Annotated in this window: 17 protein-coding genes and 1 pseudogene; all 18 read left to right on the top strand. The window is 59.4% G+C overall.

The genetic code is table 11. From position 1 onward, the window contains the following. Nucleotides 1-43 precede the first annotated feature (43 nt). The 18 genes and pseudogenes from hisC (at nucleotide 44) to fadD (ending at nucleotide 22,599) form a co-directional block, all read left to right on the top strand. A complete protein-coding gene (gene hisC / locus VVD49_RS19770; protein ID WP_327600953.1) occupies nucleotides 44-1,165 on the top strand; it encodes a histidinol-phosphate transaminase in 1,122 nt (373 codons plus the stop codon). A 2-nt stretch (nucleotides 1,166-1,167) separates the two neighbouring features. After that, entirely contained in the window at nucleotides 1,168-2,055 is an 888-nt protein-coding gene (locus tag VVD49_RS19765; RefSeq protein ID WP_327600952.1) for a prephenate dehydrogenase, read from the top strand. Between the two features lie 80 nt (nucleotides 2,056-2,135). Next, nucleotides 2,136-3,422: pseudogene (gene aroA, locus VVD49_RS19760) on the top strand (3-phosphoshikimate 1-carboxyvinyltransferase); the annotation flags it as partial. Nucleotides 3,423-3,444: 22 nt separating this feature from the next. After that, nucleotides 3,445-5,169 carry an arginine--tRNA ligase gene (gene argS / locus VVD49_RS19755; RefSeq protein ID WP_327600951.1) on the top strand — a complete coding sequence of 575 codons (1,725 nt, stop codon included), beginning with the start codon at nucleotides 3,445-3,447 and terminating at the stop codon, nucleotides 5,167-5,169. A 13-nt stretch (nucleotides 5,170-5,182) separates the two neighbouring features. After that, nucleotides 5,183-5,884: a (d)CMP kinase gene (gene cmk, locus VVD49_RS19750; protein ID WP_327600950.1), complete on the top strand. Its 702-nt coding sequence runs from the start codon at nucleotides 5,183-5,185 to the stop codon at nucleotides 5,882-5,884. 130 nt (nucleotides 5,885-6,014) lie between these two features. After that, nucleotides 6,015-7,736 (top strand): 30S ribosomal protein S1, encoded by a 1,722-nt coding sequence (gene rpsA, locus VVD49_RS19745; RefSeq protein WP_327600949.1) that lies wholly within the window; start codon nucleotides 6,015-6,017, stop codon nucleotides 7,734-7,736. Between the two features lie 23 nt (nucleotides 7,737-7,759). Then, nucleotides 7,760-8,056 carry an integration host factor subunit beta gene (locus VVD49_RS19740; RefSeq protein WP_327600948.1) on the top strand — a complete coding sequence of 99 codons (297 nt, stop codon included), beginning with the start codon at nucleotides 7,760-7,762 and terminating at the stop codon, nucleotides 8,054-8,056. A 165-nt stretch (nucleotides 8,057-8,221) separates the two neighbouring features. After that, a complete protein-coding gene (locus VVD49_RS19735) occupies nucleotides 8,222-8,509 on the top strand; it encodes a lipopolysaccharide assembly protein LapA domain-containing protein (RefSeq protein ID WP_327600947.1) in 288 nt (95 codons plus the stop codon). A 4-nt stretch (nucleotides 8,510-8,513) separates the two neighbouring features. Continuing rightward, complete coding sequence (lapB, locus tag VVD49_RS19730; protein WP_327600946.1) at nucleotides 8,514-9,686, top strand: lipopolysaccharide assembly protein LapB; 1,173 nt, start codon at nucleotides 8,514-8,516, stop codon at nucleotides 9,684-9,686. A 54-nt stretch (nucleotides 9,687-9,740) separates the two neighbouring features. After that, nucleotides 9,741-11,063 (top strand): UDP-glucose dehydrogenase family protein, encoded by a 1,323-nt coding sequence (locus tag VVD49_RS19725; protein WP_327600945.1) that lies wholly within the window; start codon nucleotides 9,741-9,743, stop codon nucleotides 11,061-11,063. Nucleotides 11,064-11,078: 15 nt separating this feature from the next. Continuing rightward, complete coding sequence (gene rfaE1 / locus VVD49_RS19720) at nucleotides 11,079-12,017, top strand: D-glycero-beta-D-manno-heptose-7-phosphate kinase (RefSeq protein ID WP_327600944.1); 939 nt, start codon at nucleotides 11,079-11,081, stop codon at nucleotides 12,015-12,017. 24 nt (nucleotides 12,018-12,041) lie between these two features. Next, nucleotides 12,042-13,040, top strand: coding sequence for an ADP-glyceromanno-heptose 6-epimerase (gene rfaD, locus VVD49_RS19715; RefSeq protein WP_327600943.1), 999 nt, complete (start codon nucleotides 12,042-12,044; stop codon nucleotides 13,038-13,040). 29 nt (nucleotides 13,041-13,069) lie between these two features. Continuing rightward, complete coding sequence (locus VVD49_RS19710) at nucleotides 13,070-13,624, top strand: ComEA family DNA-binding protein (protein ID WP_327600942.1); 555 nt, start codon at nucleotides 13,070-13,072, stop codon at nucleotides 13,622-13,624. Between the two features lie 177 nt (nucleotides 13,625-13,801). After that, entirely contained in the window at nucleotides 13,802-14,125 is a 324-nt protein-coding gene (gene fdxA, locus VVD49_RS19705) for a ferredoxin FdxA (protein WP_327600941.1), read from the top strand. A gap of 78 nt (nucleotides 14,126-14,203) precedes the next feature. Next, a complete protein-coding gene (locus tag VVD49_RS19700) occupies nucleotides 14,204-16,945 on the top strand; it encodes a PD-(D/E)XK nuclease family protein (protein WP_327600940.1) in 2,742 nt (913 codons plus the stop codon). Further along, a complete protein-coding gene (locus tag VVD49_RS19695; RefSeq protein WP_327600939.1) occupies nucleotides 16,942-20,226 on the top strand; it encodes a UvrD-helicase domain-containing protein in 3,285 nt (1,094 codons plus the stop codon). The genes VVD49_RS19700 and VVD49_RS19695 overlap by 4 nt, the downstream gene beginning before the upstream one ends. A gap of 130 nt (nucleotides 20,227-20,356) precedes the next feature. Further along, nucleotides 20,357-20,830: a CBS domain-containing protein gene (locus VVD49_RS19690; RefSeq protein ID WP_327600938.1), complete on the top strand. Its 474-nt coding sequence runs from the start codon at nucleotides 20,357-20,359 to the stop codon at nucleotides 20,828-20,830. Between the two features lie 89 nt (nucleotides 20,831-20,919). Next, complete coding sequence (gene fadD / locus VVD49_RS19685) at nucleotides 20,920-22,599, top strand: long-chain-fatty-acid--CoA ligase FadD (protein ID WP_327600937.1); 1,680 nt, start codon at nucleotides 20,920-20,922, stop codon at nucleotides 22,597-22,599. Nucleotides 22,600-22,870 lie beyond the last annotated feature (271 nt).

Here is a 22,870-nt window from a genome sequence, read left to right as displayed (position 1 = left end):
TTTCAGTGAATCACCGAACCCTCGCGTTTTCCGGAGCAATCTGATGTCCTCAGTGTCGTCCCCCGTTTCGTTCTCACAACTCGCGCCGGAATATATCCGCGCCATCTCGCCTTATGTGCCGGGCAAGCCGATCTCCGAACTTGCGCGTGAGATGGGGCTGAACGAGGCAGACATCCTCAAGCTCGCCTCGAATGAAAACCCGCTCGGGATGAGCCCGAAAGCACAGTCAGCGGTGACGGCTGCGGTGGCTGAACTGGCGCGTTATCCGGATGGCAATGGTTTTGCCTTGAAGCAGGCGCTGTCGCGCCGTCTTGGCGTGGGTCAGGAAAGCTTCGTGTTGGGCAATGGCTCGAATGACGTACTCGAGCTGATCGCGCGCGCTTTTCTGACACCGGGCAAGAGCGGCGTGTATTCGCAATATGCGTTCGCCGTCTATCCCTTGGCGATCCAGAGCATCGGCGCGCGTTGCATCGAAGTGCCTGCACGTAACTTCGGCCACGATCTGGCAGCAATGGCAGATGCGGTTGGTGCCGACACGCGCGTCGTCTTCCTGGCCAACCCGAACAATCCGACCGGTACTTTCCATTCCGGCGAAGCGATCGAGTCTTTCCTCAAGCTCGTGCCGCAGGATGTCATCGTCGTGCTGGACGAGGCCTACAACGAATACATGTCACCCGAGCAGCGTTACGACGCGGTGCCATGGTTGCAGCGCTACCCGAATCTCGTGCTGTCGCGCACCTTCTCGAAGATCTACGGCCTGGCAGGTTTGCGGATCGGATACGCAGCCGCCCATCCTGATATCGCTGACATGATGAATCGCGTGCGTGCTCCGTTCAACGCCAACAGCCTTGCGCTGGTTGCAGCCGAAGCTGCGCTGGATGATGAGGAGTTCCTGCAGCGCAGCTACGAAACCAATCGCGCCGGCATGGCGCAGATCATCAAGGGCCTCGACGCGCTGGGTCTGCAACACATTCCATCAGCGGGCAATTTCATCGCCTTCAAGGTGGGCGATGGCGCGGGTGTGAATGTCCGTCTGCTCAAGCAAGGCGTGATCGTGCGACCGATTGCGGGCTACGGCATGCCGGAATGGTTGCGCGTGACCATCTCGACCGAAGCCGAGAACGCGCGCTTCCTCGACGCACTCGCGGCGGCGCTGAAGGCGTGAGCGTGGGCCAGAACCCGAGTCAACCCTCGTTTCAACGCGTCGTCATTGCCGGTGTCGGCTTGATTGGCGGATCGTTCGCAGCGGCGCTGAAGGCAGCGGGCGTAGCTCGGCATATCGTGGGCGTTGGTCGCACTGCTGCTTCTCTCGATGAAGCTTTGCAACTCGGGCTCGTCGATGAAGTGCAGTCCGACTGGGCGCTGGCGCTGAAGGGCGCTGATCTGCTATTGCTGGCGATGCCAGTAGGTCAGATGGGCGCCGTGATGGCTGCCTTGGCGCCGCATCTCGAAGCGCAAACGCTGGTGACGGATGCAGGCAGTACCAAGGCTGATGTGATCGAAGCCATCTATCTGCATCTTGGCGAGCACATCGAACGCGTCGTGCCTGCACACCCGATTGCGGGGGCCGAGAAGAGCGGCCCGTCGGCGGCGCATGCGGACCTGTATCGCGGCAAGAAGGTTGTGCTGACGCCACTGCCCGAGAATGCGCCGCACGCCATCGATGCCGTGCGTGCTGCCTGGGCTGCGTGTGGCGCACACATGTTCCAGATGAGTCCGCAGGAGCATGACCGCGTTTTTGCCGCCGTCAGCCATCTGCCGCACTTGCTGGCGTTTGGTCTGGTGCACGATCTGGCGGGGCGCGCCAATGCCGAGCAGTTGTTCAAATATGCCGCATCGGGTTTTCGCGATTTCACGCGTATTGCCGGAAGTCATCCGGAAATGTGGCGCGACATCTGCGTGGCAAATCGCCAGGCCTTGCTGGCCGAGTTGGATGCTTATCTGGCGGAGCTGGCCTGGTTGCGCGCTCTGTTGATCCAGAGCGATGGCGTGGGCCTCGAGAAGCTCTTCGCTGAGGCGAGCGATGCGCGCAATGCCTGGGCTGCGAACCAGTAAGAGTCACCAAGATTCAGTAAGGCTCTTGTGTAATTTCCATCGGGTCCACTGGCCCGTATGTAGTCTGATTGAAGGTCGTCATGGAATTTCTTGATCTTTCCCCTCTGGAGTCGGCACAGGGTACGGTGCGCCTGCCAGGCTCGAAGAGCATTTCCAACCGTACTCTGCTGCTCGCAGCCTTGGCAGAAGGCACGACGGATATCCGCGATCTGCTGGCTTCCGACGATACGGATCGTATGCTCGAAGCGCTCGCCAAGCTTGGCGTTGCGATCGAGAAAACCGGTGAGCGCGACTATCGCGTCACCGGTGCTCCGCAAGGTTTTGTGAACAAAGATGCAGATCTGTTCCTTGGTAATGCGGGTACCGCATTCCGCCCGCTGACGGCTGCGCTGGCACTGGCCGGCGGTCACTACAAATTGTCTGGCGTGCCGCGTATGCACGAGCGCCCGATCGGTGATCTGGTCGATGGCCTGCGTCAGTTGGGCGCGGACATCACCTATCTCGCCAACGAAGGTTTCCCGCCACTCGATATCAAGCCTGCGCAGATTCGCGGTGGTGGTGTCGTGCGCGTGAAAGGCAACGTATCAAGCCAGTTCCTGACTGCTTTGCTGATGGCTTTGCCAACGACAGGTGTGGAAACGACCGTCGAGGTGATCGGCGAGTTGATTTCAAAACCCTACATCGAAATCACGCTGCGCCTGATGGCGCAATTCGGCGTCGAAGTTAAGCGCGAAGGCTGGGAGCGTTTCGTCATTCCCGGCGGCAAGCGCTATGTTTCGCCGAAGACCGTATTCGTCGAAGGCGATGCCTCGTCCGCTTCGTACTTCCTTGCAGCAGGCGCTATTGGTGGCGGGCCGGTGCGCGTAGAAGGTGTCGGCCGTAACAGCATTCAGGGCGACGTGGCATTCGCGCAAGCGCTCGAGGCGATCGGCGCGCAGGTTACGATGGGCGAGAACTGGATCGAAGCCAAGGCGCCTGCAAGCGGCAAGCTGCGCGCATTCGACATGGACTTCAATCACATTCCCGATGCAGCCATGACGCTCGCTGTGGCGTCCTTGTTCTGCGACGGACCGTGTCGTCTGACGAATATCGCCAGCTGGCGCGTCAAGGAAACGGACCGTATCGCCGCCATGGCAACCGAACTGCGCAAGGTCGGCGCGACAGTGGAGGAGGGCGAGAGCTGGCTGCGGATTACTGCGCCGGAGCAGCTCACGCCGAATGCTTCCATCGATACGTACGATGACCATCGCATGGCGATGTGCTTCTCGCTGGTCGCACTCGGTGGTGTGCCAGTGCGCATCATCGACCCGAAGTGCACGGCCAAGACTTTTCCCGAATATTTCGACGTCTTTGCTGGCGTCACTAAGTAAGCCCCATACGTAAGCCTCAATGAAACAGACTCTGATTGAACTTCTCGATACGCGCGTCCGTGCTGCACTGGCGGCTGCGGGTTGCCCCGATGCACCGGCTGTCGTTGCGCCTGCAGGCCGCCCTGAGTTCGGCGACTACCAGGCCAATGGCGTGATGGGCGCGGCCAAGGCGCGCAAGATGAATCCACGCCAGTTGGCCGAGCAGGTCGTGGCTGTGCTGGACATCTCCGACATTGCGAGCAAGGTCGAGATCGCCGGCCCAGGCTTCATCAACATCACCTTGTCGCCCGAATACCTTGCCTCGCTCGCGACGGAGGCCTTGGCGGACGTGCATCTCGGCGTGCCGCAGCCTGTGTCGCAGCGCGTCGTCATCGACTATTCTGGCCCCAACCTTGCCAAGGAAATGCACGTCGGCCACCTGCGCTCGACCATCATTGGTGATGCCTTGGCGCGCGTGCTGCGCTTCCTCGGTCATACGGTGATTGCACAGAATCACGTGGGCGACTGGGGTACGCAGTTCGGCATGTTGACGGCGTATCTGATCGAAGCCGAAAAGGACGGCGGGGAAGCGATTGCCCTGTCTGATCTCGAAGACTTCTATCGCCGTGCCAAGCAACGCTTTGACGAAGATGAAGCGTTTGCCACGACCGCCCGCGAGTACGTCGTGAAACTGCAGGGGGGCGACACACATGTGAATGCGTTGTGGCAGAAATTCCTCGACATCTCCCTGCATCACTGCGAGGCCGTGTACGAACGACTCGGCGTGGCGCTGACGCGTGACGATGTGCGTGGTGAAAGCTTCTACAACAATGATTTGCCGGTTGTCGTCGCCGATCTGCAGGCCAAGGGGCTTGCCGTCGAGAGCGAAGGCGCTCAGGTCGTCTTCCTCGATGAATTCAAGAACAAGGAAGGCGAGGCGCAGGCTTATATCGTACGCAAGCAGGATGGCGGCTATCTGTATGCGACCAGCGATCTGGCTGCCATGCGCTATCGCGTCGGTACGCTTCACGCGGACCGCATTCTCTACGTAGTCGATGCTCGACAGGCGCTGCACTTCCAGCAGTTGTTCACCCTGAGCGGCAAAGCAGGTTATGCGGGCGAAGCCACCAAGCTGGAGCACGTCGGTTTCGGCGTGATGCTGGGCGACGATGGCAAGCCATTCAAGACGCGCAGCGGAACGACGGTAAAGCTCGTCGATCTTTTGCAGGAGGCTGAAGAGCGCGCCTTCGCGCTGGTCAGCGAAAAGAACGCCGAGATGCCGGAGGCAGAACGCAAGACGATTTCGCACGCAGTCGGGATCGGTGCGGTGAAATACGCTGATCTGTCCAAGAATCGTAATAGCGACTACATGTTCAGCTGGAACAGCATGTTGTCGTTCGAGGGAAACACCGCGCCATACCTGCAATATGCGTACACGCGTATCCAGAGCGTATTCCGTAAGGTCGATGTCTCCGATGCGCAGGCGAAGATCGTGCTACAGGAGCCTGCAGAGCGTCTGCTGGCGCTCGAGCTGGCGCGCTTCGCCGATGCCATCAATGCGGTCAGCCGTGAAGCAGCACCGCACTTCCTGTGTGGCTATCTTTACGACCTGGCGACGCATTTCATGCGGTTTTACGAAGCCTGCCCGGTGTTGAAGAGTGAAGGCGCGGTGCGTGACAGCCGCTTGCGTTTGTGCCATCTGACCGCAAATACGCTCAAGACGGGGCTGGGTCTGCTCGGTATTGAAACGCTGGACGTGATGTAAGAGAGCTGCGCGCATGAATCGAATCGTTCCTGTGATTGCCATTGACGGCCCGACTGCTTCTGGTAAGGGCACGGTTGCATCGCGTGTTGCTGACTCATTGGGCTGGCATTTTCTGGATTCGGGCTCGATCTATCGGCTTGTTTCGCTGCAGGCGCTGCGAAGCGGCGTGGCGTTCGATGACGCAGAACGACTCGTGAAAATCGCCAGTCGGCTGGATGTGACCTTTGACGGCGAAGAGGTCGTGCTCGATGGCGAGGACGTAAAGGACAAGCTGCGGCAGGAGGAGGTTGGCAATGGCGCCTCGAAGCTTGCTGCAATACCGGCAGTGCGCTCGGCATTGCTGGATCGCCAGAAAGGCTTCCGTAAGGGGCCCGGACTCGTGGCTGACGGCCGCGACATGGGTAGCGTGGTCTTTTCGGATTCTGTTCTTAAGATATTCCTCACCGCCAGCGTCGAGGCTCGTGCTGAAAGACGCTATAAGCAGTTGATCGACAAAGGATTGTCTGCTAACCTTGAACGTCTTGTCCTGGACCTCCGTGAACGTGACGAACGCGATACGAATCGTGCCGTTGCGCCACTGAAGCCCAGTGCAGATGCGGTACTGCTGGATACGACCGCGCTGACTGCTGATCAGGCCGTGATTTTCGTGCTTGAACACGCCAGAGAGCGTCTGATTGAAAGTCGTTTTGTCAGCAACGCTTCCGACAAGAGCTAGTCGTTGTCATTAATTGTTTGACGGTTCCTGACTGTGCTTCCAACCCTCCCCGGGTGAGAGTGCAGCAGGGTATTTCAACTTCTTAACAGTAGCGTCATGTTTTTTGCGTGACGATCCCGAGTCCAATCACATGCCATTCTCAGAAGTCGCCCCTAACCAGAACGTCGGCGAAGACAGCTTTGCCGCCCTCTTCGAAGAAAGCCTCACCCGCCAGGAAATGCGCGCTGGTGAAGTCATTACCGCTGAAGTCGTTCGCATCGACAACAACTTTGTCGTCGTCAACGCCGGCCTGAAATCCGAGAGCTACATTCCGCTCGACGAGTTCCGCAATGACGCAGGTGAAGTCGAAGCTACGCCTGGTGATTTCGTTCTTGTCGCCATCGAAACCCTCGAAGACGGTTTCGGCGAAACGCGCCTGTCGCGCGAAAAGGCAAAGCGTGTTGCCGCCTGGAACTTCCTCGACGCAGCCCTCACCGAAGGCACGCTGGTCAAGGGTCTGGTTACCGGCAAGGTCAAGGGCGGTCTGACCGTCATGACCAACGGCATCCGCGCCTTCCTGCCGGGTTCGCTGGTGGATATGCGTCCTGTCAAGGACACCACCCCGTTCGAAGGCAAGGAATTCGAATTCAAGGTTATCAAGCTCGATCGCAAGCGTAACAACGTGGTCGTGTCGCGTCGCGCAGTGCTCGAAGTGAGCATGGGCGAAGAGCGCGAAAAGCTCCTGGCCAACCTCGCCGAAGGCACGGTGGTCAAGGGTATCGTCAAGAACATCACCGACTACGGCGCGTTCGTGGATCTGGGTGGTATCGACGGTCTGCTGCACATCACCGACCTGGCATGGCGCCGTGTCCGTCACCCGTCCGAAGTGTTGACGGTTGGCGACGAAGTCACCGCCAAGATTCTGAAGTTCGACCAAGAGAAGAATCGCGTCTCGCTGGGCATGAAGCAACTTGGCGAAGATCCATGGGTAGGCATCTCGCGCCGTTACCCATCGGGCACGCGTCTGTTCGGCAAGGTCACGAACATCACCGACTACGGCTCATTCGTTGAAGTCGAGCAAGGCATCGAAGGCCTGGTTCACGTTTCCGAAATGGACTGGACCAACAAGAACATCCACCCGACCAAGGTTGTCCAGCTGGGCGACGAAGTCGAAGTGATGATTCTGGAAATCGACGAAGACCGTCGTCGTATCTCGCTGGGCATGAAGCAGTGCAAGGCGAACCCGTGGGACGATTTCGCTGCGAACGCCAAGAAGGGCGATCGCGTGAAGGGTGCCATCAAGTCGATCACCGACTTCGGCGTCTTCATCGGCCTGCCTGGCGGTATCGATGGTCTGGTTCACCTGTCCGACCTGTCGTGGTCCCTGACCGGCGAAGAAGCGATCCGCAACTTCAAGAAGGGCGATGAGCTGGAAGCAGTCGTGCTGGCCATCGACGTCGAGAAGGAGCGTATCTCGCTGGGCGTCAAGCAGCTCGATGGTGATCCTTTCACCACCTTCGTTGCGACGCACGACAAGAACAGCCTCGTGAATGGTTCGGTCAAGTCCGTGGATGCCAAGGGCGCCGTCATCGACCTCGGTAACGACGTCGAAGGTTACCTGCGCGTCTCCGAGTTCTCGCGTGACCGTATCGAAGATCTGAGCACCGTGCTGAAGGTTGGCGAGGCTCTGGAAACCATGATCATCAACGTCGATCGCAAGTCGCGTTCGATCAGCCTGTCGATCAAGGCCAAGGACCAGGCCGAGCAGTCGGATGCCATGCAGAAGCTGGCAGCTGACAGCGGTAACGCCGCCAGCGGTACGACCAATCTTGGTGCTCTGCTGAAGGCCAAGCTCGGTTCGTCGCAGCAATAAGTCGAGAGGTTTATTGCACCGTCATGACAAAGTCGGAACTGATTGAGAGCCTGACTGCGCGTTATCCGCAGTTGGGCGCCAAGGATGCCGATTTCGCCGTCAAAGTGATTCTCGACGAGATGGCCGCGTGCTTGTCACGCGGTCAGCGAATCGAGATTCGCGGCTTCGGCAGCTTTGCTCTGAACTATCGCCCGCCACGCGTGGGACGTAACCCGAAGTCGGGTGACAAGGTGATGGTTCCGGAAAAATACGTCCCGCATTTCAAGGCGGGCAAAGAGCTGCGCGAGCGCGTCGATCAAAGCGGTGAAGTCTCGGCCTGATATCGACTTGAAGTAATAGCGGGCATGCTTGATGTTGTGCGAGTCATGTCTGCAAGTAGTTTTGATGTGAGTGACGTGTGTTTTTGATGCTCTCACAGCTGTATTGCCCGGAAGGCGGTCACTGACCGCCTTCTTTTTTGCCCTGCGGTATTGGATAATCCGTAGATGCGAATAATCGTCTGGTTTTTACGACTATTGGCCTTCATTCTCTTGCTCGGTTTCGCAATCAAGAATGATGCTCTGGTCACAGTGAATTTCTTTCTGGGCACGCATTGGCAGATGCCGCTGGTGCTCGTGCTGTTGTTGATGTTTGCGGCCGGTGCGGCCGTGGGCGTGACAGCGATGTTGTCCACACTTGTCTCCCAGCGTCGCGAAATTGGCCGCCTGCGCAAGTTGCGCGGCGAGCCGGTCATCGTAAAGAGCGCTCAACCGCAGTACCCCGACTCGGTCTGACTGGATGGATTTCGAATTCTGGTGGCTCCTTTCCTGGCCACTGTTCTTTGCTTTGGGCTGGGTTGCTGCCCGTATCGACATTCGTCACTTGTTGCGGGAGTCGAGATCGCTGCCGCGTACCTATCTAAGCGGGCTCAACTTCCTCGTCAACGAACAGCCTGATAAAGCGATCGACTCATTCCTCGAAGCAGTGCGCATCGATCCGCAGACGGTTGAGCTGCACTTTGCTCTGGGCAGCCTGTTCCGGCGGCGTGGTGAAGTGGATCGCTCCATCCGCATCCACCAAAGCCTGGTCGATCGCGACGATCTCAATCCCGAGCAGCGCTTGCAAGCGCTTGAAGAGCTGGGCCAGGATTATCTCAAGGCAGGTTTGCTGGACCGCGCAGAAGCAGCCTATGAGCAACTGCGCGACACGCCGCTGCGCGATACGGCCATTCCGGCTTTGCTGGAAATCTATCAGCAGGAAAAGAACTGGAACAAGGCCATCGAAATCGCCCGTGAGATGCCGGACAACGATCATCGATGGGAGCGTGAAATTGCCAACTTCCATTGCGAGCTAGCTGCTGCTGACATGGCCCATTCGCGCTATGACGAGGCCTTGCGGCAGACTGGCGAGGCACTGCGCGTAAATCGTCGCTGTGTACGGGCCGCCATGCTTGAGGGTGACATCCGCGCCGCACTGGGTGACGACAAGGCTGCGCTGGAGTCCTGGAAGCGCGTGGAGCAAATGGAACCCGGTTTCCTTTCGCAGGTGGCCGAGCGGATGATGGATGCGTATCGACGCGCCAATGACGCGGAAGGTGGCATTCAACTGCTACGCTACTATCTGGAACGTTACCCGTCCCTCGATCTCTTGGAGTCGGTATTCCAGTGGGACATGGAGCATCAGGGCGCCCATGTAGCGTATGCCTTGGTGCGTGACGAACTCAGACGCAATCCCACCGTGCTCGGCCTCGATAAGCTGCTGGAGGCTGCGGTTTTTACCGCGCCAGCGGATAAGCGCACCGATGTGGAGTTGGTCAAGGGGCTGATTCACGGGCACACGCGGCGTGTTGCGCGTTATTGCTGCGCCAGGTGTGGCTTCAAGGCCCGTCAGTTCTACTGGCGCTGTCCGGCTTGTGGCGAATGGGAATCCTATCCGCCACGGCGAACCGAAGAATTCGATCTGACGCCATGACACTCTATGCATGACGTCACCAATAATATCCATTGAAATCACGCAGGAACGATCATGAAAATTACCGTTGTTGGAACTGGCTACGTAGGTCTTGTTTCTGGTGCGTGCCTGGCAGAGGTCGGCAACGATGTGCTGTGCCTGGATCTGGACAAGGAAAAAATACGCATTCTCGAAGAGGGTGGTATTCCGATTTTCGAACCGGGCTTGCTGGAAATGGTGAAGCGCAACGTGGCTGCTGGGCGCCTGCATTTCACGACGGATATTGAACAGGCCGTAGCGCACGGCACAATCCAGTTCATCGCCGTTGGCACGCCCCCCGATGAGGATGGCTCCGCGGATCTAAAGTACGTGTTAGCGGCGGCACGCAATATCGGCAAGTACATGACCGACTACAAGGTCGTCGTGGACAAGTCCACCGTGCCGGTAGGTACCGGCGACAAGGTGCGTGCAGCGATTGCCGACGAGCTCAAAGCGCGTGGCATCGAAGTGCCCTACAGCGTGGTTTCCAATCCTGAATTCCTCAAGGAAGGCGCTGCAGTCGAAGATTTCATGCGTCCAGATCGCATCGTTGTCGGTGCCGAGGACGAGCAAGCCATCCACTTGATGCGCGCGCTGTATGCGCCATTCCAGCGCAATCACGAACGTCTGCTGGTGGTCGATATCCGCTCCGCTGAACTGACCAAGTACGCCGCGAATGCCATGCTGGCGACGCGTATCTCCTTCATGAACGAACTCGCGCTGCTCGCCGAAAAGCTGGGCGCCGACATCGAACTGGTGCGTCAGGGCATTGGTTCCGATCCGCGCATTGGTTGGCACTTCCTGTACGCAGGCTGCGGCTATGGCGGTTCCTGCTTCCCGAAAGATGTACAGGCCCTGATCCGTACCTCCAATGGTGTGGGTCAGCCAATGCAGGTGCTGCAAGCCGTCGAGGCAGCCAACGATCGCCAGAAGCACGTGTTGGTCGACAAGATCGTTGCGCGCTTCGGTGAAGACCTGTCGAATAAACGCTTCGCGCTCTGGGGTTTGGCGTTCAAGCCACAAACAGACGACATGCGCGAAGCACCGAGCCGCGTGATCATCGAGGAATTGTTCAAGCGCGGTGCAACCGTCACTGCATACGACCCGGTCGCCATGCATGAAGCGCAACGCATCTTCGGTGATGATGGTCGTCTGACTTATGCTGATCAGCCCCTGTCGGCGCTTGAAGGTGCTGATGCGCTCGTCATCGTCACGGAGTGGAAGGAATTCCGCAGTCCGGCATTCGATACGATCAAGGCCAAGCTCAAGAGTCCTGTGATCATCGATGGTCGCAACATCTTCTCGCCGGAACTGCCACGCGCAGCTGGACTCGAGTATTACGGCATCGGCCGCAAGTAATCCAAGACCAGATCAATGGCAAAACTGACGATTCCCGATACCAGCAAGGCGCGCGTCCTCGTCGTCGGCGATGTCATGCTGGATCGCTACTGGTTCGGCGATGTAGAGCGCATCTCACCTGAAGCGCCTGTGCCGGTCGTGCGCGTACAGCGCACTGAGGAACGCCCTGGCGGTGCTGCCAACGTAGCGCGCAATGGGTCGGCTCTCGGTGCGACCGTCTCTCTGTTGTCGGTTGTGGGTGACGATGAAGCGGCGCTTGCGCTCGGCCGCCTGGTCAGCGAAGCGGGTGTGCGTTCGTTGATGCAGAAGGATGCCGGCCTGTCGACGACAATCAAGCTGCGTGTGCTGGGTCGCCAGCAACAGCTACTACGTATCGACTTCGAGAACACACCTTCTGCCGACGTGCTCAAGGCCAAGCTCGACAGCTACAAGCAAGAGCTGGCAAATCATGACGTCGTGGTGCTGTCCGATTACGGCAAAGGTGGCCTGACGCTCGTCCAGGACATGATCGATCTGGCTCGTGCCGCCGGCAAGCCGGTACTGGTGGACCCCAAGGGTGAAGACTATTCGCGCTACAAGGGCGCCAGCCTGCTGACCCCGAATCGCTCCGAATTGCGCCAGGTGGTGGGCAGATGGAAGGACGACGCAGACCTCTCCGAGCGCGCGCAGAAACTTCGCAAGGAGCTCGGACTGGATGCCTTGCTGGTGACACGTTCCGAAGAAGGCATGACCCTGTTCCGCGAGCAAGGCACCGTGCACGAGGGTACGCGCGCCCAAGAGGTGTTCGACGTCTCCGGCGCCGGTGATACCGTCATCGCCACACTGGCTGTAATGATCGCCAGCGGCTGCGATCTGGTGACTGCCATGCGCCTGTCCAATCATGCTGCCGGCATTGTTGTCGGCAAACTCGGCACCGCGACTGTCACGCTAGATGAGATGCGTGCAGAGTTCTAAAAGACTTTCCAGGAGTATCCATTCATGGCTCGTTACATTGTCGTCACCGGCGCAGCCGGCTTCATTGGTTCCAATATCGTTGCGGGCCTCAACGCGCGTGGCGTGAGCAACATCATTGCGGTCGATAACCTGACCCGCGGTGACAAATTCAAGAATCTCGTGAAGTGCGAGATCGCCGACTACATCGACAAGAAAGAATTCCTGGCCGCGATCGAATCCGGCGAATTTGACGGCGGTATTGAAGCCATCCTGCACCAGGGCGCGTGCTCTGACACGATGGAGCACAACGGCCAGTACATGATGGACAACAACTATCGTTACTCGCTGTCGCTGCTTGATTACTGCGCGGACCAGCAAATCCCGTATCTGTATGCGTCGTCAGCTGCAACCTATGGCGGCAGCAGCACCTTCAAGGAAGAGCCGCAGTACGAAGCGCCGCTGAATGTCTATGGCTATTCGAAGTTGCTCTTCGATCAGGTCGTGCGTCGCGCCATGCCAGATATCGCGTCGCCCGTCGTTGGCTTCCGCTACTTCAACGTCTATGGCCAGAATGAACAGCACAAGGGCCGCATGGCTTCGGTGGCGTTCCACTGTTTCAACCAGTGCAAGGCCGAGGGCAAGGTCAAGTTGTTCGAGGGCTGCGATGGCTATGGCAACGGCGGCCAATTGCGCGACTTCATCCACGTCGATGACATTGTTTCGGCGAATCTGTTCTTCCTTGAGAAGGGCAACTCCGGTGTCTTCAATCTCGGCACCGGCCGCGCACAGAGTTTCAATGACATTGCTGTCGCCGTCGTCAACAGCTTCCGTAGTGCTGATGGCAAGGAAGCGCTGTCGCTTGAGGAGATGCAGAAGCAGGGTTTGATCGAGTACATCAGTTTTCCCGAGGCGCTGAAGGGTAAGTATCAAAGCTTCACGCAGGCCGATATCAGCAACCTGCGCGGCGCTGGTTACGACCTTCCGTTCACTGACGTGTCAACCGGTGTGGGTAGGTACTGCGTTAAGCTTATGCAGGGCGTGTAAGGCGTTTTCCCGAGATTCGAATATGAAAAGTGGAAAAACGCCAAATTGAAAAAAGCGCGTCTGCACATTCATTTATCATTCTTCGGGAGTCCTCAATGCTGAAAAAACTGCTGCTTGCCGTTGTTGCTCTGGTTGCTTCCATCGGGATGGCCATTGCCGCCGTCAATATCAATACGGCCACCGAAGCAGAACTCGACAGCCTGCCTGGCGTCGGCCCAACGAAGGCCAAGGCAATCGTTGATTACCGCAAGGCCAACGGCAATTTCAAGTCGATCGATGACATCAAGAACGTCAAGGGTATCGGCGACAAGACTTTTGATGACCTGAAGGGGCAGATCGCGGTGAGCGGCGCGACGACCGTTCCGGCTGCTGCGCCGGCAAAAGCTGATGCCAAGGTGAGCAAGGGCGAAGGCAAGGCCAGCAGCTCCGCCGCCAAGTCCGAGAAGAAGGAAAGCGCCAAAGCAAGCAGCGCCGCGACAAGTTCTGCCGCGAAGAGCGAAGCCAAGTCATCTTCGGCTAAATCCGAGAAAGCGGAAAAAGCGGACAAAGCGAGCAAGAAGGCTGACGAGAAACCGGCAAAGTGAGTCAGCGGCTGCCGAGCGGATGCAGCTCTGGCTCGCTGTAGCAACAGATAAACCCCGTGTAGCGATGCATGGGGTTTTTTCATGCCCGCATGCCCTGTTACGGCTGCTGAAGCATGCGAGCTTGCGGTATATAATTGGGGGCAAACCAATCCCCCTCCACATTGGAGCAAGAATTAAATGACCTACGTTGTGAGCGAGTCCTGCATCAAGTGCAAATACACGGACTGCGTGGATGTGTGTCCGGTTGATTGCTTCCGCGAAGGCCCGAACTTCCTGGTGATCGATCCGGACGAGTGCATTGACTGCACGCTGTGCGTCGCTGAATGCCCGGCCGAAGCGATTTTTGCCGAAGATGATCTGCCTGCGGATCAAGTGCAGTTCACGGCGATCAACGCAGAACTTGCCAAGAAATGGCCGACCATCGTGGCGCGCAAGGATGCCCTCCCAGACGCGGATGATTGGGCCAAGGTCAAGGGCAAGCTGGACAAGCTTGAGCGTTGATCTGCTCTTTGCCCGGACAGAAAAGGCGCAGCCTCGCGGCATGCGCCTTTTTCTTTTCGCACGTGCCAGCATGAGCTCATGAGCTATTCCGTGCCTGCAGTGACAATACATTCGCTCGCGCCGGACCGTGGCTTTCTGCCCGCCGCCGCAGCGCTCGCCCTGTCGTTTGCACGCGCCGCGCCAGAGTCGGCAGATCTGTCGCGCGCCAGCTTGCTGCTGCCCAACATCAAGCTGGCCGGACCGCTCCACGAAGCCCTGTTTGCCAGCGCAGGCGGTCCGCTGTTGTTGCCGCGAATCAATACGCTCAATGGCATGACCGAGCCATGGCTGGCTGCGCTGGATGCCATGCCCGATGCGCGCCGCCAGTTGCTGTTGCACAGCTTGTTGCGTGGCAGGGACTGGCTGGACGAGGGCATGCTATGGGATGTGGTCGCTGAACTCACTCAGCTGTTCGATACCCTGACCGAACATGCGGTGTCTTTGCCAGACGACGAGGGGGCGCTGCTCGCACGTCTTGAGAGCGCTTTCGATCTGCACAATGTCCAGGCCCTTAACTTCGAAGCGAAGCTCGTGAACGCGCTGTGGCGCGCCGAGGCTCAAGGCAAACCTTCGCGTGCAGCGGCACGCTTGCTGGCTGCGGCACAGTGGCTTGCGCAACTCGACGGCCCTTTGATCGTGATGCTGGAGTCGAACAATGCGGGGCCCCTGCAAGCCTTGATCGATGCCGCTGCGACGCGCGTACCCGTACTCTTGTTGCGACCGGATCGTGCGCTGGCCGAAGGTGCGCTCGCGGATCTGTTGTCGCTTGCCTGGCCTCTTCAAAACGATGCGCCGCCCCTGCGCGAGCGCATGTCCGATGCTGACGGTATTGCCCTCACGCCAAGTCGTGAACGGCTCAATCTGCTTGCGGCCGAGAGTCTTGAAAGCCTTGGCGAAGCCGTGGCCGACCAAGTGCTCGACTGGTTGTGTGCAGGCAAACGCAATATCGCACTCGTTGCCTGTGACCGCCTCGCTGCGCGACGCGCGCGCGCCTTGCTTGAGCGTGATGGCGTGCTGGTGCAGGACGAGACGGGCTGGAAGATGGTCACCACGCGTGTCGCCGCAGTCGTCGATGCCTGGCTCGAAGTGCTTGTTTCAGATGCCTGGCATCGCGCGCTGATTGATCTGCTGCGCGCGCCTTTGCTGTTTGACGACATCGACTCCGTGAAGCGCGCTCAGGGCGTCGACGCCCTCGATGCGTTGATACGCGAAAAGCATATCCCGAATGGCCTTGAACGGCTGCGCGCACTGGCGGCCCATTTGCCGGCGTCTGCTGCCTTGCTTGATCGCCTCATCGAGGCGCGCGCGGCGATCAACCCGACACAATCCGCAACCATTGCCGAATGGCTGCGCCGACTGCGCAAGAGCCTCGAGTTGCTCGGTGCCATGTCGCATCTGGAGCGGGACCAGGTCGGCATGCAATGGCTCGAATGGCTGGAGACGCGGCAGGCGGAGCTGGCAGGCGAGGAGGGGCGCTTTCGGTTCAATGCCTGGCGCACCTGGTTCAATCGCCAGATGGACTCACAGCTTTTTCGTGACGAGAGAATCAAGAGCAGCGTCATCATGACCCACCTTGCCGCGACTCGCCTGCGCAGCTTCGAGGCCGTCATCGTGATCGGCGCAGACGCCGAACACCTGGCGCCACCCAGTGCGCCGGGCTGGCTCACACATGCAGGTGTGCGCCGCGAGCTGGGCTTGCCGGGGCTGGATGCCGAGCGCCTGCAACTGCGCGAAGATCTTGCCGCCCTGTTGCTCAGTTGCGATGCAAGCGTGATTGCCTGGCAAAGCCTGCGGCGCGACGAAGAGCTCATGCCGGCCGCCGAGGTTGCCGTGCTGCAGGCTGCACTCGAATTGGCGATGGGGCAGAGCGCAGTCGCCCATGGCATGCCCCGCCCGATAGGTGTCAGTGCAGATATCGCCGCAACGTCGCCTGCAGCGCCATCGGCGCCTGCCGCACGTATTCCGCAGCGTCTCTCCGCTTCCGCTATGCAGACGCTTGTCGACTGCCCGTATCGCTATTTCGCGCGCTACGTATTGCGCCTTGCCGAACTCGACGAGCTGGCGGAAGGCATGGAAAAGCAGGACTTCGGCACCCAGTTGCATCGTATCCTGCACGACTTCCATACGGCTTTTCCTGTGCTGCTCAATCAGAGCGACGAGACATTGATCGCGGCGCTCGACTCCATCACCGAGCAGGCTTTCGCAGAGGCGGTAACGCGTAACTTTCAGGATCATGCTTGGCGCCTGCGCTGGCACAAGCAGCTCGCCGACTACATTGCATGGCAACGCCAGCGCGAAGTCGAAGGCTGGCGTTGGCAGGCTGGCGAAGTGACACTGAGCCTCGAGCACGAGTTGGGAGCCGGGCGTACGCTGACGCTGCAAGGCCGCATCGACCGTATCGACAATGGCAGGGATGCTGACGGTGATACGGCACTTGGCTTGCTCGACTACAAATCGCGTGGACTGGCCTCGCTGCGCACCCAAGCCAAAGATCCTGACGACATCCAGCTTGCCTTCTACACCTTGCTTGCCGGGCAACATGTGCAGGAGGCCGCCTACGTCGCGCTCGATGGCGATACGCTCGCAGCCGTTGCCATCGACAAGCCTGAGGCACGTGCCGGTGCCCTGCATGACGTCATCACCGAAAGCTTCAACGCCCTGCTGGATGGCGCAGCGATGCGCGCACAAGGCACGGCTAGCGCCTGCGCTTACTGCGAGATGCGGGGCGTGTGCCGCAAGGAGTGGGTGACCGTGGACGTAGCAGAGGAGAGCGGGCGATGAGCGCCGAGCAGCGTCAACGAGACCGTTTCCTTGCGCTCGATCCGGCTCGTAGCGTAGCCGTCGAGGCTTGCGCGGGCAGTGGCAAGACCTGGCTGCTGTCATCGCGTTTGCTGCGCCTTTTGCTGGCCGGCGTGAAGCCCGGCGAGATCCTGGCGATCACCTACACACGCAAGGCCGCTCGCGAAATCGAGGCCCGCCTGCGCAGTCTCTTGATGACGCTCGCAACGGCGCCTGCCGATCAGGCCCTGGCAATGCTCGTCGACCGGGGCCTTGCGCAAGACGAAGCGCAGGCTCTCTTGCCGCGCGCTCGTGGTTTGTTCGAGGCCACACTGCAGGCCATGCCGGCGATCACGATCACGACATTCCATGGCTGGTTTGCTCGGCTCTTGTCTGGTGCGCCGCTCGATAGCGGGCTGGCTGGCCGCACGCTGGACGATGCTGCGGGTAGCTTGCTGGATGAAGCCTGGGCTGCGGTCGCGGCGGACTGCGCGCGTGCGCCAGAAGCTCCGCTCGCTCAGTCGCTGCTGTGGCTGTATGAATCCCTGGGCGCGCACAGTACGCGCAAATTGCTGAAGGCTTTCGTCGAGCGCCGAGCCGAGTGGCATGTGTGGTTGAGCGAGCAGGGTGGCGCGGAGGGGATCGAGCGTTGGCTGGCCGTCACTTTTGGTGAAGGAGCCAATCCGCTGGCCGACTGCTTCACGACGTCGCGATTGAATGAGCTGGAGGAATTCGCGCGCCTGCTCGGGCAGAACACCGATGGAGATAAAGCGCTCGGCAATGCGTTGGCGCAAGCGGTCGTAGACTTACGCCAGGCATCCGACGAGGCCATGCTCCGAGCTGGCTTTGAGGCAGTACGCCCGGCCTTTCTCACTGCGGCGCAAGAGCCGCGCAAACGCAAATCTTCTGGCGCACAACTCAAGCGCCTGGGTGAAGGCGGCGAAGCACGCTTCCTGGCACTGCACGAAGACTGGAGTGCCCACCTGATTGCGGCGCTCGGCGCATTGCAGGATCAGTACACCGCGGCTTTCAATCGTCATGCCTTGCAAGTGGGTCAAGCCTTGCTCGACAAGCTTGATGCGCTCAAGCGCTCGCGTCGTGTGATGGATTTCTCTGATCTCGAAGCAGAGATCGACACGCTGTTGGCGCGTGAAGCTAGCGGCGCCTGGCTGCAGGCTCGCCTGGATGCACGCTACAAACACATCCTGCTCGACGAGTTCCAGGATACGAATCCGCTGCAGTGGCGCATCCTGCGCGGCTGGCTCGATGCTTACACGGATATGGGCGTGGCGCGGCCAACCGTATTCCTCGTGGGCGATCCGAAGCAATCCATCTACCGCTTCCGTCGTGCCGAGCCCAAATTGTTCACCGCGGCAGCGGAGTATTTCGAACGCGAGTTCGGCGCACTTCGCCTCGGTAATGCGCATACCTTCCGCAATGCCGAGGGCATCGTGCAACTCGTCAACGCCGTGTTCAGCGAAGCACAGATGGCGGGCTTCGTCCCGCAGACAGCGGAACGTGCGGACTGGCCATCGCGAGTCGAGGTCTTGCCGCTGATTGCGCTGTCGTCAGACGAAGCGGCGGTCGAGCAGGCATCGCTGATTCGCTATCCGCTGCAAGCGCCACGTGTGGAGCAAGAGGATTTGCGTCGCGCCGAAGAAGCCTCCTTGCTGGCAGGGCGCATCGGCGAGATGGTGGGTCATCTGTCGGTGCGTGGCAAAGGAGGCAGGGATCGTCCCGCACGCTACAGCGACATCCTCATTCTCACGCGGCGTAAAACCCAGCTCGCGACTTATGAAGCCGCCTTGCGTGCAGCGGGTATCCCGTTTGTGAGCCCCGGGCGCGGCGGTTTGCTCGAAACGCTGGAAGCGCAAGACCTGCTCGCGGTGCTGCGCTTCCTCGCTGACCCTGCGGACAATCTGCAGCTGGCACATGCGCTGCGTACTCCGGCCTTTGATCTCACGGATGAAGATCTGTTGGCAATTTCGGGCGCTGGCAATGTCTGGTGGTCTGCGCTGCAGCGCCTGGCTGCAGAGAGGCATGCCGGCATGCAACGCGCAGTGGGTTTGCTACGTGACTGGCTTGCTGCGTCGGCGTACCTGCCGGCGCATGACTTGATTGACCGTATCTTTCATGAATCCGACTGGTTTGCGCGCTGTCGTGCCGCCGTACCGTCAGCGCTGTGGCCGGGCGTGCACGCCAATCTCGAAGCCTTGCTCGAGCTGGCATTGAATGTGGACGCCGGACGCTATCCGAGCCTGACGCGCTTTGTGGACGAACTGCGGCGCCTGTCCGGCTCCGACGAAGAAGCGCCTGACGAAGGCCTGGTTGCAGCGGCTGGCGGCGAGACCGAGCGCGGGCGTGTGCGCATCATGACCATTCACGGTTCGAAAGGGCTGGAAGCGCCCATCGTCTGGATCATCGATGCCAACGCCCCGCCGCGAAACGGGGACGGCTACAGCATCGCCATGGCCTGGCCGGAAGATGCCCGCGCGCCGCAGCACTTCTCCTTGCTCGGTCGTCTGGGCGAAGCGGGCCCTTGCAGGGCGGAACTGCTGGAGGCCGAGAAACTTGCTGCCGAGCGCGAGGAGCTGAACCTGCTTTACGTGGCCATTACGCGCGCAGAGCAGGTGCTGATTGTCAGTGGCATTGAGCCCGCACGTACGCAGAACGCAGTGACGCCCTGGAAGCGCCTTGCTGCAGCCCTGACGCAAATGGGGGTGGAGAACGGTCGCACAGGCAGCATGGTCGTGGCGCCGGCTGCGCTGCAGCCCGGGGAGGGCGTTGCTCGCGTAACCAGCGCTGAACGGTCGCTCCGACAGGTGCCGAGAATTGGTGAGCAGATTCAAAAGCAAGCCGCTCCGAAGTCAAAGAGTGAGGCGGGCATGGCCTTCGGGCGGGAAATGCATGCCTGGCTTGAGGCAGCCCTGTCCGGCTTGCCCTTGCCGGAGGTAGAGGAGGGGATACGTCGCAGCGCGCAAGCCATCCTGGCGCGCCCCTCGCTGCAGCGTTTTTTCGATCCGACCCGATACCTGCGTGCCGTCAATGAAGGCAGCTTTCTCGCCGCGGCCAATCAGCTCGGCCGGATCGACCGCTGGGTCGAGTTTGACGACGAAATCTGGGTGCTGGATTACAAGAGTGGCAGCCCGGACGGGGCGCCGATGGCGCAATACGAGCTGCAGCTCGGGGAGTATCGACGGGCCTTGCAAGCGTTTGCCAAGGGTCGGCCGGTGCGGGCACTGCTGGTGTTCACCGATGGTAGCGAGCAGGAGGTCGTGTTTTAAGGGCGTTCTAGAGGGCGAGTGATGGTCTTTATGGATATCCTGAATCGCTCGCATGCAATACCATTCGAAACAATTGCGCCATAAAGGCACTCTAACGATTCAATGATGAAAAGAGTTTGGGGAGAAGGAAATGCTGGTTAGTGAAATCCTGGCGCTCAAGGGCAGCGTTCTTTACACCGTCGGCCCACAGCACACCTTGCAGGAAGCTGTAACGACCATGACTGATCTCGACATCGGCTCTGTCGTCGTCGTCGAAGACGGCAAGATGGTCGGCTTGCTGACTTTCCGCGAGATGCTGTCGGCGCTCAAGCGTGTTGGCATGAACTGGCGCGAAGCCAAAGTCAGCGGCGCAATGATCGCCAAACCAGTCGTCGCCTCTCCTGATATGGAAGTGGAAGAACTGCAGCGCCTGATCGTGGAACATCATCAACGCTATCTTCCTGTCATGGATGGTGACGTGCTTCAGGGCGTTATTTCGTTTCATGATGTGGCGCGCGCGATGCTCGAGGAGAAAAGCTTCGAGAACAAGATGCTCAAGAGCTATATCCGCAACTGGCCGGAAGAAGACGAGATCTCCGGTGAGAGCAAGGCGGCTGCAGGTTGAGTTCAGTCTGCGATTGATCCAGCCGTTAACACTGTCAGTAGTAGCGTAGCAAGATACAAAACCCATCCGCGACGACGGAGGAGACAGCAGTGGAAAAGGTCTGGCTGAAGAGCTATCCGCCGGGAGTTCCCGCGGAAGTCGACGTCAATGAATTCTCGTCGATCGGCGATCTGTTCGAGCGCAGCGTTGCGCGCTGGCCGGATCGCGCCGCCTATATCAATATGGGCAAATCGATCAGTTATCGCGAGCTGGATCGGCTTTCCGCACAATTCGGCTCATGGTTGCAGTCCTCGCTGAATCTGCCAGCGGGCACTCGCGTGGCACTGATGATGCCCAATGTGCTGCAGTACCCCATCGCCATGTTCGGTGCTTTACGCGCCGGCTACACGATCGTCAATTGCAATCCGCTATACACGCCTCGTGAGCTCGAGCATCAGCTGAATGACTCGGGCGCCGAAGTCATCGTCATCCTCGAGAACTTCGCTCACACGCTGACCTCGGTCATTGCCAATACCCGGGTGAAACATGTCGTTGTGACCAGTCTTGGCGCCATGCTGGGCGGTCTCAAAGGGACGGTCGTCGATCTGGTCGTGCGACACGTCAAGAAGCTCGTGCCTGCGTGGTCCTTGCCCGGCCACATCCGTTTCGGCAGCGTGCTGCAAGAGGGCGCTCGCCACAGCCTGCGCAAGGCGACCGTTACGCATGCGGATATTGCGTTTCTCCAATACACGGGCGGTACGACCGGCGTAGCAAAAGGGGCGATGCTCACCCACGGCAACATCATCGCCAATCTGCAGCAGGCACACGCGTGGATCAAGCCTTGTATCGATGAGGGCGTCGAGCTGATCATCACGGCTTTGCCGCTGTATCACATCTTTTCGCTGACAGCGAACTGCCTGACCTTCCTGAAGATTGGCGCCACCAACGTACTGATCACCAATCCACGCGACATTCCCGGTTTCGTGAAGGAACTTGGCAAATACCCGTTCACGGTCATTACCGGCGTCAATACCCTGTTCAATGCGCTCCTGAACAGCGAGGGCTTTGCAAAGCTGGACTTTTCGACGCTCAAGTGCGCCTTGGGCGGCGGGATGGCCGTACAGCAGGCAGTTGCGGAGAAATGGAAAAAGGTCACGGGCAGCACGTTGCGCGAAGCCTACGGCTTGACCGAAACATCTCCAGCCGTGTGTATCAATCCGATCGACCTCGAGCGCTTCAATCACTCCATCGGTTTGCCGATCTCATCAACCGAAATTTCGATCCGCGACGATGATGGCAATGAGCTCGGTCTGGATCAAGCCGGTGAGTTGTGTGTGCGTGGTCCGCAAGTCATGAAGGGCTACTACAACCACCCTGATGAAACGGCCCGGGTGATGACGGCAGATGGTTATCTGCGGACGGGTGATATTGCGACGATGGATGACAAGGGCTTCATCCGTATCGTGGATCGCAAGAAAGACATGATTCTGGTGTCCGGCTTCAATGTCTATCCGAACGAAGTGGAGGACGTGATTGCAACCCACCCCGGCGTACTGGAGGTCGCGGCGATCGGCGTGCCGGACGAGCGCTCGGGCGAAGCGGTCAAGGTTTTTGTCGTGCGCAAGGACAAGAGCCTGACCACGGAAGACCTGATCGCACATTGCAAAGCCAACCTGACGGGGTACAAGGTGCCGCGCTTGTTTGAATTCCGCGACGAGTTGCCAAAAACCAACGTCGGAAAAATTCTCCGCCGGGCTTTGCGTGACGAGCCTGGCAAGAAGGCTGCCTGAACTGGCAAAACAAGCAGCTGCGCGGTTTCCAGCGAGCGGTCCGCACGCAGAGTTGTAGGATTTTTTGAAAACCTCGTGAAATATCCGCGACTTCCGTGCGGGTGCGCCACAAAGCTTCCTTGCAGGGCGTCGAGTTCTATGCTTGAATGCAACTGCGTTTCTCACTTCTGTTTGGCTAATTACTCGTGAACTCCATCTTCTCCTCGTCTCTACCCGCTCTTACCGCACTCGTTGCGGTATCTGTCGTCGTAGTACGCGTAGTAGGTGTAGG

The organism is Uliginosibacterium silvisoli (genome assembly GCF_036017035.1).
In the GTDB taxonomy this organism is placed as follows: Bacteria; Pseudomonadota; Gammaproteobacteria; order Burkholderiales; family Rhodocyclaceae; genus Viridibacterium; species Viridibacterium silvisoli.
Note: the sequence above shows the minus strand (reverse complement) of the source record. Positions and strands in the feature narration are given on the sequence as shown.